The organism is Gordonia sp. CNJ-863 (genome assembly GCF_001942325.1).
In the GTDB taxonomy this organism is placed as follows: Bacteria; Actinomycetota; Actinomycetes; order Mycobacteriales; family Mycobacteriaceae; genus Gordonia; species Gordonia alkanivorans.
Genome location: NZ_MKKG01000002.1, coordinates 1 through 12,467, shown reverse-complemented (window position 1 = coordinate 12,467; position 12,467 = coordinate 1). Strand labels below are relative to the sequence as shown.

At 69.0% G+C, this 12,467-nt stretch carries 11 protein-coding genes and 2 pseudogenes; 7 read left to right on the top strand and 6 right to left on the bottom strand.

Translation table 11 applies throughout. The features are described from left to right. Position 1: 1 nt before the first annotated feature. Positions 2–784 (bottom strand): LamB/YcsF family protein, encoded by a 783-nt coding sequence (locus BJF87_RS00850; protein WP_006358507.1) that lies wholly within the window; start codon positions 782–784, stop codon positions 2–4. Between the two features lie 64 nt (positions 785–848). Between BJF87_RS00850 and BJF87_RS00845 the strand changes: the two genes are divergently transcribed. Further along, positions 849–2,402, top strand: a complete 1,554-nt coding sequence (locus tag BJF87_RS00845; protein WP_006358508.1) for a carboxylesterase/lipase family protein — start codon at positions 849–851, stop codon at positions 2,400–2,402. A 16-nt stretch (positions 2,403–2,418) separates the two neighbouring features. On the opposite strand, the gene BJF87_RS00840 is transcribed toward BJF87_RS00845, so the two are convergent. Next, positions 2,419–3,222, bottom strand: coding sequence for an alpha/beta fold hydrolase (locus BJF87_RS00840; protein ID WP_006358509.1), 804 nt, complete (start codon positions 3,220–3,222; stop codon positions 2,419–2,421). A 187-nt stretch (positions 3,223–3,409) separates the two neighbouring features. Here BJF87_RS00840 and BJF87_RS25625 point away from each other — a divergent pair. Together BJF87_RS25625 and BJF87_RS00835 are read left to right on the top strand one after the other, a co-directional pair. Continuing rightward, a pseudogene (locus BJF87_RS25625) lies at positions 3,410–3,862 on the top strand (hypothetical protein); the annotation flags it as partial. A gap of 29 nt (positions 3,863–3,891) precedes the next feature. Further along, a pseudogene (locus tag BJF87_RS00835) lies at positions 3,892–4,392 on the top strand (ABC transporter); the annotation flags it as partial. Positions 4,393–4,399: 7 nt separating this feature from the next. Here BJF87_RS00835 and BJF87_RS00830 read toward each other — a convergent pair. Beyond that, positions 4,400–5,530, bottom strand: a complete 1,131-nt coding sequence (locus BJF87_RS00830; RefSeq protein WP_231498863.1) for a beta-mannosidase — start codon at positions 5,528–5,530, stop codon at positions 4,400–4,402. 63 nt (positions 5,531–5,593) lie between these two features. On the opposite strand from BJF87_RS00830, the gene BJF87_RS00825 reads away from it, so the two are divergent. After that, on the top strand, positions 5,594–6,139 hold the full coding sequence (locus tag BJF87_RS00825) for a DUF2599 domain-containing protein (protein ID WP_035751768.1): 546 nt from the start codon (positions 5,594–5,596) through the stop codon (positions 6,137–6,139). On the opposite strand, the gene BJF87_RS00820 is transcribed toward BJF87_RS00825, so the two are convergent. The 3 genes from BJF87_RS00820 to BJF87_RS00810 are packed head-to-tail and all read right to left on the bottom strand — an operon-like array spanning position 6,136 to position 8,779. Then, positions 6,136–7,005 carry a metal ABC transporter permease gene (locus BJF87_RS00820; protein ID WP_006358514.1) on the bottom strand — a complete coding sequence of 290 codons (870 nt, stop codon included), beginning with the start codon at positions 7,003–7,005 and terminating at the stop codon, positions 6,136–6,138. The two genes, BJF87_RS00825 and BJF87_RS00820, sit on opposite strands and share 4 nt — an antisense overlap. Further along, on the bottom strand, positions 7,002–7,805 hold the full coding sequence (locus BJF87_RS00815) for a metal ABC transporter ATP-binding protein (protein WP_006358515.1): 804 nt from the start codon (positions 7,803–7,805) through the stop codon (positions 7,002–7,004). Before BJF87_RS00815 ends, BJF87_RS00820 begins: the two co-directional genes overlap by 4 nt. Positions 7,806–7,810: 5 nt before the next feature. Next, entirely contained in the window at positions 7,811–8,779 is a 969-nt protein-coding gene (locus tag BJF87_RS00810; protein ID WP_006358516.1) for a metal ABC transporter solute-binding protein, Zn/Mn family, read from the bottom strand. 148 nt (positions 8,780–8,927) lie between these two features. Here BJF87_RS00810 and mshA point away from each other — a divergent pair, with 148 nt between their 5' ends. The 3 genes from mshA to BJF87_RS00795 form a co-directional block, all read left to right on the top strand. Further along, complete coding sequence (mshA, locus tag BJF87_RS00805) at positions 8,928–10,292, top strand: D-inositol-3-phosphate glycosyltransferase (protein ID WP_035752079.1); 1,365 nt, start codon at positions 8,928–8,930, stop codon at positions 10,290–10,292. A gap of 37 nt (positions 10,293–10,329) precedes the next feature. Next, positions 10,330–10,938 (top strand): YbjN domain-containing protein, encoded by a 609-nt coding sequence (locus BJF87_RS00800; RefSeq protein WP_006358518.1) that lies wholly within the window; start codon positions 10,330–10,332, stop codon positions 10,936–10,938. A gap of 208 nt (positions 10,939–11,146) precedes the next feature. Further along, positions 11,147–12,467 (top strand): AMP-binding protein (locus BJF87_RS00795; protein WP_075862501.1); only part of this gene is annotated, 1,321 nt, incomplete at its 3' end.

The following is a 12,467-nucleotide window of genomic DNA, read 5'->3' as shown; positions in this document are numbered from 1 at the left end:
CTCAGGCCCGGTGGAGCGCGACCTCGACGCCGGCCCGGCCGAGGGCCTCGCGGACCGCGCGGGCGTGGTCGACCGCGCCCGGGGTGTCGCCGTGCAGGCAGATCGAATCCGCGGCGACGGTGATGACCGAGCCGTCGACGGCCGTGAGTCGTCCGCTCGTGGTCATCTCGACGACGCGGCGCGCGATCTCGGTGCTGTCGGAGAGAACCGCCCCCGGCTCGGTGCGGGGGACGAGTGTGCCGGCCGGGGTGTAGGCGCGGTCGGCGAAGGCCTCGGTGATGACCGCGAGTCCGGCACGTTCGGCGCGGGCGAGGACCTCCGAGTCCGGTAGGCCCATCACCGCGAGGTCGGGGTTCACGTCGCGCACCGCGGTCACGATCGCATCGGCCTGCTGCTGGTGGTGGACGACCGTGTTGTACAGCGCGCCATGGGGTTTCACATATGTGACCGCCCCGCCGACGGAGTGGGCGAGAGCGTCGAGCGCGCCGATCTGGTAGACGAGGTCGGCGATCAGGTCCGGCGTCGACATCTCCATGAAGCGGCGGCCGAATCCCGCGCGGTCGGGGTAGGAGACCTGGGCGCCGATGCGTACACCGGCGGCGACGGCCGCCCGGCACGTCGCCAGCAGGTCCGCGGGCGTCCCCGCGTGGAAGCCGCATGCGACGTTGGCGCTGGTGACGATGGTCAGCATCGCTTCGTCGTCGCCGACACCCTCGCCGAGATCGGCGTTGAGATCGATGCGAGGAGCGGGCGCCGGGTCGGTCGTGGCCCTGTCGGGGGTCATGGCCACATCCTAGTTCTGCCAACGGTTGAACAGACGAAACGTGCGATTCGTCTACAGTGGGGGAATGGCACTGCTCGACACCAAGGTCACCACGGTCAACGGCGTCATCGGTGGCGCCCGGGGGAAGCGGCTCCGCCGCGGCACGATCAGCTGGCGGGGCATCCCGTTCGCCGCACCCCCGGTGGCTCACCGCCGCTTCCGCGCTCCCGAACCGGTGCACGACTGGCCCGGCGTCCGGGACTGCACCAAGATCGCCAAGGCGGCCATCCAGGAGAAGCGGTTCACCGCGGTTGCGCCGGGCAGGTTCGCCCCGATGGCCGAGGACTGCCTGACCCTCAACGTGTTCTCGCCCGAGGTGGAATCGAGCAGGCCGCGCCCGGTGATGGTCTTCATCCACGGCGGAGCCTTCATCCTCGGCACCGCCGCGACGCCGCTCTACGACGGCGCCTTCCTGGCACGCGCCCAGGACGTCGTCGTGGTGACGATCCAATATCGCTTCGGGCCTTTCGGTTTTCTCGACCTCTCGCAGTTCGCCACGGACGACCGGCCGTTCGACACCAACGCGGGTCTGCGCGACCAGATCGCCGCGCTGCGCTGGGTGCAGGAGAACATCGCCGCGTTCGGCGGCGACCCCGACAACGTGACCGTCTTCGGCGAGAGCGCCGGCGGCTCCTCGGTCCTCGCTCTGCTGTCCGCGCCGGAGGCCACCGGCCTGTTCCACCACGCCATCGCGCAGAGTCCGGCTCCCGAACTCGTGGTCGAGCAGGATGCGGCGACCGTCTACGCCGACGAGTTCGTCCGGATCCTCCGCGACCCGCAGCGCCGGAACACCTCGATGGAACGCACCGAGGATCCCGTCGACCCGGCCGAGGCGCAGCGCCTCCTCACCACACCCAACCCGGCCCTGTTGCTCGAGGCCGGCAACCGGTTGATGCGGTTCGCGACCAAGTCGTCCGGCGGGGCCATCCCGTTCGCGCCGGTCGTCGACGGTGACGTGCTGCCGCGCTCGCCGCTGGCCGCGGCAGCCGAGGGACTGACGGTGCCGGTGCCGCTGGTGATCGGGAGCAACAAGGACGAGGGAAAGCTCTTCGCGAAGCTCTGGAACGTACTACCCGACTCCGAACGCATGCTGATGCGGGTGGAGGACGAGGAGGTCCGCCGCGAGATCGCCTCGCAGTACGGCAACGGCGACCGCGACCGCATCCGGCTGGCCGGCGACTCGATCTTCTGGGCGCCGATGACCGCCTTCGCCGACGGACACAGCAAGGTCGCGCCGACCTACGTCTACCGCTACGACTACCGGACGAAGGTGCTGGACGCGACGGGCTTCGGTGCGACGCACGCGACGGAACTGTTCACCGTGTTCGGTGCCTACCGGGCACCGATGGGGGCCGGACTCGCCATCGCCGACTGGCCGGGCACGCGCCGCGTCACCGAGAACGTGCAGGGGCGCTGGGGTGCTTTCGCCCGCACCGGCGACCCCGGTCTGGGCTGGCCGGTCTACACCACCGGCGAGCGGAAGGTCCTGGTCATCAACGACCCGGACCGTGTCGTCGCCGACCCCGACACCCTGCGTCGCCGGGCCTGGTACCGGGTGCACGCACCGTCGCAGGCCTGACCGCACACCCGTCGGGTCACTCCGGTAGCCACTGGGTCGGCGGGTCGGCGGCGAGGAACGACAGTACGAGCGGGTTGAACAGTTCTGGTGCCTCCACCGGAACGATGTGCGTACCGGGCAGCACCGCGAACCGGGCGTTGGGCAGCGTCCGGACGATCTCCAGGGCGTGTTCCATCCGGACCAGCCCGCGGTCGGCGACCACCACGAGGACCGGCGCCCGGACGCCGGCGAAATCGGCGACCGCGTAGTCGGGTTCGGCGGCGAGCATTCGAAGCGTCTTGTCGTAGACGACCGAGAAGTGTTCGGGCCCATCGGGCGATGTCGCATCGTGGTGGGTGCGCAGGTATTCGACGGTGACGGGATTGCGGCTGAGCACCATGTCGGAGAACCGATCGGGTCGGCGCCCACGGGGGTTCAGGTAGCCACCCACGTACACGATCCGGTTGACGAGATCGGGCCGGTCCCGGGCGACGACGAGGGCGATCGCCGCACCGTCGGCCCACCCGACGATGTTCGCCGGCCGTCCGACGACCGTCTGGAGATAGGCGATCGTGCGCTCGGCGATCGATGCACAGGTGAAATCGCTGGTGGTGTCGGGACTGTGGCCGTGACCGGGCCGCTCGGGCATGAACAGCAACAGTCCGGCGTCGAGGAAGTCGGGGACCTGCGCGCCCCAGGACGCGGCGGACGCGAAGATGCCGTGCAACAGGACGGTCGGGGTGCCCTGCGGGTCACCGGCGGAGAAATGCCAGAGCGTGGTCCCGGCGACGTCCACGTACGTTCCGCCGTCGACCTCGTCGCCGACGTGAACTGTGCGCATGGGCGTTCCTCGGGTTGGCGTGGACTCCTCCGCTCCGCCATGGTTGCAGACTTCGCCGTGGCGCGGGGAGACCTTCGGCAATCGAGACCATTGCTTCGCCGGACAAAGATGTACCCGGCAGGGGCATGGGATAGGTTGAACGCCGAGGCGATGGGGTGTTGTCCGGGGGTCATTCGGAGGGTGAAGTATGTGCACGTCCTGGGCGCTCCAGGCATTTTCGCCTGTCCGGAGCCGTCGCAGCGTGAGCCTGCTGCTGGCGGGTCTGCTGTTGGCCGGGATCGTCTCGACCGGGGCGCTCACCGCCCCCGCAACCGCGGCGCCGGGTGATCCGCCACCACCGTTGAGCATGCGCGAACTCGGGTCGTCGCCGACCGTCTCGTTCCCCGGACAGCAGGGCGAGGTCAGCCTGTCGCTCGCGGTGCCGCCGGGGCTGATCCCCACCGAGATCCGCGGGACCGCGCAGTTCCCGACCTTCGTCACCGGTGGCACCGTCGACGTGCTGCAGGAGGGGCGGCTGATCTCGCGCACCCCGATCGATGCCGCGGTGAACTCGCCGATCGCGTTGTCGCTGCGTGGGATTCGCGTCGAGCGCAACGCCGTCGACCTCGTCCTGCGGACCTACCTGCGTACCGCGGGCTCGCGTACCCGTCCGCCGCCGGGGCCGTCGTCGTGCTGATGGCCGCCGCGATCCCGGTGACCGCGATGGGGATGACTTCACCCAAGTACGCACCGCAGGAGTTCGCGGTGGGTTCGGTGGTCGATCCTCGACCGCAGTCGGTCGAGAAGAAGTACCTCGACGAACAGCGCGTCGTGCGGTCGTTCTCCACCGAACGGGCGTTGGCGAAGTACCTGGACTCGCTCGAACTGCCCGACGGGGCCGTCCTGTGCGACACCGTGTACGGCTTCGCGGTGGTCGCCCAGTCCGAGCGGCCGCGACAGTTCGTCATCCCGTCGGACCGCGACTTCGCGCAGTTGCTGAACGACCCGGTCGGCGGCGGGGTGCAGTACTTCCTCACCGTTCCGGCCGAGGGGCGCGGGGTGTCGGACGCCATCAACCAGCGCTACCCGACGATGTACGAGAACGGTGCCCAGATCGGGGTCCGCGTTCTCGAGGCCCCCAACGACGGTGCCGATCTGCCCGATTGGCGCGTCTACCGGATCACGGGCTGAGGTCCCCTCAGCCGGTCGGCTGAGGGACGTTGGCGCGCAACACATCCCATGCGGGGTCGCGCGGCCCGATGTCGTAGGTGCACTCGGAGGTGCGGGGGTCGGGGACGAAGGACCAGAGCAGGACGCCCGCGACACCGGCGTCCCGCCGGCGGGACATGGCGGCGTCGACGCGCCGGGCGCGGGTCCCCAGGGACAGGCACGAACCTGCTTCGATGCCGATCTCGTTGACCACCAACGGTTTACCGAGTCGTCGGGCCTGATCGATCCGGGTCGACAGGTCGCTGCCCTGCGGTCCGGGGTCGGGGTCGTCGGTGGAGCTGTAGTCGTGGAAGTCGAGGACGTCGATCCCGTCGGAGCGAGCGACCTCGAGGTAACCGTCGCCGGCGATCCCGCACTGGTCGCCACCCACGAGTCCGGAGAAGATCGGGCGCGAGTCGTCGAACGATCGCAGATGCGCGCCGGCCCGGTCGAAGAACGAGCGCAACACGGCCGTGGCATCGCCGGGACACACGCGTCGCCGCCAGTCGCAGGATCTGCCGCAGACTCCGGGTTCGGGCTCGCCGACGAGCTCCCATCCGACGATCGACGATTCGTCACGCCAGCGGGACACTGCGGTCTCGACCCATTGGGCATACGTCAGATGACCTCGGGAGGTCGTCGCGGAGGCACCCTTCGACAGCCACCCGTCCACATAGAAGGCCCGCTCCTTGAACCTGCCGTCCTCGCAGTCCCCCGAGCCGCCGGCAAGGACCGGCAGCACCAGCTGTGCGTGGTGCTTCGCGGCTTCGAAGACCCGGTCCAGTGGTTCGAAGTTCAGCAGTCCCGTGTGTTTGTCGGAGGCGAAGGACGAGTAGAGGTCGAACCGCGTCAGGGCCCCGGGTGGCAACGCCGCGAAGTATGCATCGAGATCGACCTCGGCGCCGCAGCCGACGTTCACCGACCAGTCGGTGCCCAGCTGGTAGGCGTTGAAACCCACCGGCCACCACGGTTTCCCGTCGAGGGTGAGGCCGTCCGAGGTCGCGCGCACGCGGGGACGAGTCGAGTCACCGGCGTGCGGTGCGGAATCGCGGTCGCCCCCGCTGAGACCGATGAGCAGGACGAACACGGTGACGATGAGCACGGTCGTCCCCGTGCGCACCGCCCGACCGAATGTTCGCCGGTGAATCACAGATGCAGGCTACTCGTGCCCTACGGTGGCCGTATGAGCGCGGGAGGCTTCAGGAAGACAACGGCGCGAATCTGTGCTCTGGCCGGAGTGGGAGGTGTCTCGACCACGTTGTTCCTGGCGGGTTGCAGTGCGGAATCCGGCGAGGCCGGCGAGTCGGTCGGCGCGACGTCGACGACCACTCAGGTGAGTACGGATTCTGCCCCCACGTCCACCATCACGACAGGTCCGGGACCCGCGAGTAGGTCGACCACTCCGACGGTGGTCTATCGGCCGCCGTTCATCGACCACGTCGAGTGGACGGAGACGGAAGTGGGACCGAGCCTCTCCGTCTTCCCGACGACCTCGGGTCGGTACACGCAGGACCCGGCGGCGATGGCCGCGGCCTGGCGTGAGGTCGTCGGACTCGACGCGAACGCCGACACCCCCGGCATGCAGGCACAGTTCGACTGTCACTGGCGGTTCGCGCGGATCATCGAACCGGAGAAGCCGAGCTGGAACCTGGAACCCGGACGGCCCGTCGTCCCCGAGGAGGACATGATCGGCGCCCGATGCAATCCGGGATTCGCCGAGGAGTACTAGCGCGTCGTGTGCACGCGGCGCGAGCCGATGATGCGGCAGACCACGTAGATCACGAACGAGATGATCGTGACGAACACCGAGACCGGGAGTTTCGGCGCGAGCGACATCAACAAGCCGCCGACCGCGGCGACCTCGGCGAAGACGACCGACAGCACCAGCGCCCGCATCGGGTTGGCCGTCACCCGTGCAGCGGCGGCACCCGGGGTGATCAGCAACGACATCACCAGCAGCGCGCCGATGATCTGGACGCCCTGGGCGGCCGCGAGTCCCATGATGATCGCGAAGACGACGGACAGCGTCCGGACGGGCACGCCGTGCGCTTGTGCGACGCGCGGATCGGTCGACGCGAACAGCAGCGGCCGGTAGATCACCGCGAGCACCGCGACGACGATGGCCGTCGTGATCGTGATCGCGACCAGGCCGTTCAGTCCGACGCTCACGACCTGTCCGGTCAGCAGCGCGAAACCGGTGCCGATCCGGCCGTAGAGGGCCAGGAACAGGACACCGATGCCCAGGCCGAACGCCATCACGACACCGATCACCGAATCGCGTTCCCGGGCCTTGTTGCCGAGGATGCCGAAGACCGCCGCGGCGAGGACTGCGCCGATGACACCGCCGAGGTTCACGCTGACGCCGGCGAGCAACGCCGCGGCCGCGCCCGTCACCGACAGCTCACTGCAGCCGTGGACCGCGAACGACATCTGCCGGGCGACGATCAACGGCCCGAGCAGTCCGCCCACCAGGCCGAGCAGGACCATCGCGAGCAGCGCCTGCTGCATGAAGTCGTAGCCGAGCAGGTCGATGGTCGTCGAGAAGTCCCAGAGGTCGCTGAACTGACGTTCGGCGGCCAGCGGAGTCACGCTCATAGGGGCTGACTCCCGGTTTCGGCGATGTCGACGCAGTGGTGTGCATCCTCGCCGCCGATCACGACGAGGCGACCGTTGACCCGGAGCACCTCGACGTCGCTGCCGTACAGCTCGCTGAGCGTCTCCGTGGTCATCACCTCGTCGGGTGTGCCGACGCGGAACCGTCCGCCGACCAGATAGAGCACGCGGTCGACGTAGGGGAGGATCGGGTTGATCTCGTGCGTGACGAACACGACCGCCGTTCCCGCCTGCTTGCGGCGCTGGTCGATGAGGTCGACGACCACCTGCTGGTTGGTCGGGTCGAGGCTCGCCAGCGGTTCGTCGCACAGCAGGAGGTCGGGATCGCTCACGACCGCCTGGGCCACGCGCAGCCGCTGCTGTTCGCCTCCGGAGAGGACACCGAGCGGGGCGTCGGCGTAGGGGAGCGAGTCCACCGCGGCGAGTGCCTGGTCGACGAGGTCGCGGCGGCGGGACCGCCCGCGCAGTCCGAGTCCCCACCGGTTGCCGTCGACGCCGAAACCGACCAGGTCCCGGCCCCGGAGGGCCATCGGGTCGCCCTCGTCGGCGTGCTGCTGCGGGATGTAGCCGATCTTGTCGGTGGTCGTGACGGTGCCGCGGTCGAGTGAGTACTGACGTAACAGGACGCGCAGGAACGAGGTCTTCCCGGACCCGTTGGGGCCGAGCACGGCGACGAACTCACCCGGTCGGATCGTCAGGTCGAGGTCGTCCCAGAGCACGCGGTCGCCGAAGCCGAGTCGCGCACCCGAGAACGTGACCACCGGGTCGGTTCCCGCCGTCATCGCGGTCACCCCTTCTCGGCGTCGAGGGCTGTCGCGAGCGCGTCGATCTGTGCGCGCTGCCAGACGAGGTAGTCGGTGACGCCGTCCGGGAGGGTCTCGGTGAACTCGACCACGGGCACCTTCGCGGACTTCGCGACGTCGAGCATCGCCTGGGTCACCGGGTCGACGGCCTGGACGTTGTAGATCAGGACGGCGGCGCCGCGGGAGGCGAGCAGATCCTGCATGGCCGCGCGGTCCGCGGCGGACGGCGACTGGCCCTCCTCGACGGCCTGGGTGAACCCGGCCGGAGCCGCGTCGATCAGGCCGGCCTCGGTGAGCAGGTACCCCGCGAGCGGTTCGGTCTGGGCCACCTTCGTGCCGTCGTGCGCCTTGCGGATGCTGGCGACCTCGGCTCGCAGTTCGTCGATGCCGGTGGTGAAGGTCTCGGCGTTCGCGCGGTAGGTCCCCGCGTTCTCCGGGTCCTGCTCGGCGAGGGCGTCGGCGACCTTGTCGGCGACCTCCGCGACGACGGGCAGGTCGTAGAAGACGTGCTCGTTCTCGTCGCCGTGGTCGTGATCGGCGTGATCCGCGTGGTCGTCTGCGCTCTGTCCGTCGGCATCGTGATCGTGCGCGTCATGGTCGTCGCTGCGGGTGAGGGCGTAGGCGTCGACGACGGTCGCGCCCGAGGACTTCGCGGCCTGCTCCATGTAGGCGTCGTAGTGGCCGCCGTTCATGACGAGGATGTCGGCGTCGGCGATCGTCGCGGTGTCGGCGGCGGACGGCTCGAACTCGTGGGGGTCGCCCTCGGTGCTGGTGTAGACGGAGGCGACGGTCGCCTTGTCGCCGGCGACGGCCGAGGCGACCGCGCCCCAGACGTTGGTCGACGTGACCACGGTCGGGGTGCCGTCACCGTTTCCGGAGTCGCTCGAGCAGCCGGCCAGCACCAGCGCGGCGGCGGACAGGACTCCGGCCGCGGCGAGAAGCGTTTTCCTCATGACACCCTTTACGCAAATGACAATCGTTACCGAAAACAGTGTAGGGGATGGCCGGGCCCGACGCGAAGCCGCGGGAGAACTGCGGTGTGCGCTGGTCGACGCGGAGGGCGCGCGCCACCGTCTGCGCCATTTCTCTAAGGTGGAGACCATGACCTCCAGCCCGTTGCCGCGGCGTGTTGCGCTGATCTCCGTGCACACCTCGCCGTTGGCGCAGCCGGGTACCGGCGACGCGGGCGGGATGAACGTCTACGTCTGGCAGACGGCGATCCGGCTGGCCCGACGCGGCATCGAGGTCGAGATCTTCACCCGGGCGACCTCGTCGTCCGACGCGCCGTCGGTCGCGGCCGCGCCGGGGGTCACCGTCCGCCACGTGATCGCCGGGCCTTTCGAGGGTCTCGACAAGCGAGACCTCCCCGCCCAGCTCTGCGCGTTCACCGCGGGAGTGCTGCGCGCCGAGGCGGCGCAGGCGCCGGGCCACTACGACGTGATCCACTCGCACTACTGGTTGTCGGGGCAGGTCGGCTGGCTGGCGCGCGACCGCTGGGGCGTGCCGCTGGTGCACACCGCCCACACTCTCGCCGCGGTCAAGAACGCCGCCCTCGCAGAGGGTGACACCGCCGAGCCGCAACTGCGCGTCATCGGCGAGCAGCAGGTGGTGGGCGAGGCCGACCGGCTGGTCGCGAACACCGAAACCGAAGCGGCAGAACTTCTCTCGATGTACGACGCGGACGCCGACCGCATCGACGTGGTCACGCCGGGCGCCGACCTCGAGTGCTACACGCCCGGCTCGTCGGCCGAGGCCAGGTCGGTCCTCGGCCTCGATCCCGACGAGACGATCGTGACGTTCGTGGGACGGATCCAGCCGCTCAAGGCTCCCGATCTCCTGGTCGCCGCGATCGCGCCGCTGATCAAAGAAGTCGGGTCCGGGCGGAAGCTGCGACTCCTGATCGTCGGCGGGCCGTCGGGTTCCGGACTGCAACGCCCCACCGCGCTCATGGATCAGGTAGCCGAACTGGGGATCTCCGAGTCCGTCACCTTCCTCCCGCCGCAGCCGTCGGATCGGCTCGTCCAGGTGTACCGCGCGTCGGACCTGGTCGCGGTGCCCAGTCATTCCGAGAGTTTCGGTCTCGTGGCCATCGAGGCGCAGGCCTGCGGGACGCCGGTCATCGCCGCCGATGTCGGTGGTCTCGGCGTCGCCGTCGACGACGGACGCACCGGTGTGCTGGTCAATGGTCATGTGCCCGGCGACTGGACGAATGCACTGGAAAAGCTTCTGGCGCAACCCGATCGGCTGGCCGAACTCGGCCGCAACGCCCGACGCCACGCCGAGAAGTTCTCCTGGGAGCACACGGTGGACCAGCTGATCGAGAGCTACCGCTGGGCGATGGAGTCCTTCGCCGCTCAGACCGATGCCGCCCACCGAGACGCCGAGCAGGCGGCGGCACAGACACCGGGCGGCCCCGCCCGGGCTCGCCGGCGCTGGCGTCGGCGGCGCAATCGGGTGACCGTCTGAGGGTCTCGCAGTACCCGTTCCCCACCGAGAGGATGTCGTGAGTCGCACCGAGGTCGTCGACCTGCTCGAGAAGACACTGACCGAGAACGAGATCGCCTACTCGCGTAAGAGCGGTGGTGGAGCCGACGTCGACCACGTCATCCTGGAACTCCCGGGCGAGCAGAAGCTCAAGACGACGGTCCTGCTCACCGCCAGCGAACACGGGGTCAGGGTCGAGGCCTTCGTGTGCCGCCGACCCGACGAGAACCACGCGGGCGTCTACAAATACCTGCTCAAGCGGAACCGTCGGCTGTTCGGCGTCGCCTACACCATCGACAACACCGGCGACATCTACCTCGTCGGCCGGATCTCGGCCGACGCACTCGGCTCCGACGAACTCGACCGCGTCCTCGGGCAGGTACTGGAGGCCGCCGACGGCGACTTCAACACCCTGCTCGAACTCGGCTTCCTCTCCTCGATCCAGCGCGAGTGGGCCTGGCGCGTGTCGCGCGGTGAATCCCTGCGGAACCTCCTGGCCTTCGAGCACCTCATCGACAAGGAGGCGCTGCCCGAGGCCGGCGCCCCGCTCGAAGGACGTTACGTCCCAGGCGAGTCCGTCGTCGAGGGCGCACAGACCTCCAGCGACGAGCCTGCGTCCGACGACTGAGAAACGCTCCCGACCAACCGCCCTGGGCAGCTGCTCGCAGACATATATCGTCGGTGGCCGCGATCTGGGGTCGATTCGAGGGGCGGTTCTTGTAGGTGGTGTCCCACCGGGCCGGGGGAGTTTGATTGGATGGAGAGGTCCAGGTCACACCGCGGCAACGATTGTTGATACGGTGTGCGGGCAGAACCGACCCATCACCGGAGGTGCCATGAGCTTCACCAGTCCTTTCCCCGACGTCGAGATCCCCGATGTGAGTGTCTTCGACTACCTGTTCGGGTCGGTCGCCGACGAGGACCGCGAACGGATCGCCCTGGTGGACCCGAAGTCGGGTTCGACGACCACTTACGGCCAGCTGATCGGCCAGATCGAGGCCGCGGCCGGCGCCTTGGCGTCGCGGGGGATCGGGGTCGGGGACGTGGTGGGCATCCTCTCGCCGAACATCCCGGCGTTCGCGACCGTGTTCCATGGCATCCTGCGCGCGGGCGCGACGGCGACGACGATCAATGCGCTGTTCACCGCGACTGAGATCGCCAAGCAACTCCGGGATTCCGGCGCCAAGATGCTGGTCACCATCTCGCCGATGTTCGAGCAGGCCAAGGCGGCCGCCGACGAGGTGGGGCTGGCCGCGGAGAGCCTCATCGTCCTCGACGGTGAGGGGCAGGACGCCTCGGGTCACCCGAACGCGGTGGATCTGCTGGGTCCGAACCTGCCCGCGCCGGACGTCTCCTTCGACCCCGCCACCCATGTGGCGGTGTTGCCCTACAGCTCGGGAACGACCGGGAACCCCAAGGGTGTTGCGCTGTCTCACCGCAACCTGGTCGCCAACGTCGCCCAGCTGAAGCCGTTGCAGGGCATGACCGCCGACGATGTGGTGATCGCGGTGCTGCCGTTCTTCCACATCTACGGAATGACGGTGCTGCTCAACGCGGCTCTCGCGGCTCGCGGTTCGCTGGTCATCATGCCGCGATTCGACCTGGTGGAGTTCTTGGAGAACATCCAGAACCACAAGGTGACGATGGCCTACATCGCGCCGCCGGTCGCCGTCGCCCTGGCCAAGCACCCGATCGTGGACAACTACGACCTGTCGTCGCTGCACACGATGATGTCGGGCGCGGCTCCGCTCGACGACGAGCTGGGCCAGGCGGTCGCCAAGCGTCTGAACCTGCACATGCTGCAGGGCTACGGCATGAGCGAACTGTCCCCGGTGTCGCACATCATCCCCTTCGACACCCAGGCCACGCTGGGACGTGAGGATCCGCCGCTGTCGTCGACGGGCTGGCCGGTGCCGAACACCGTGAACAAGGTCGTCGATCCCGCCACCGGTGAGGACATCCCCCTCCCGCAGGAAGGGCTCTCGGAGCCGGGTGAGCTGTGGGTGAAGGGGCCGAACGTCATGCTCGGCTACCTCAACAACGAGCAGGCCACCGCCGACACGATCGACGCCGACGGCTTCCTGCACACCGGTGACATGGCGCAGGTCGATCCGACGGGGTGTGTCTACATCGTCGACCGGCTCAAGGAGCTCATCA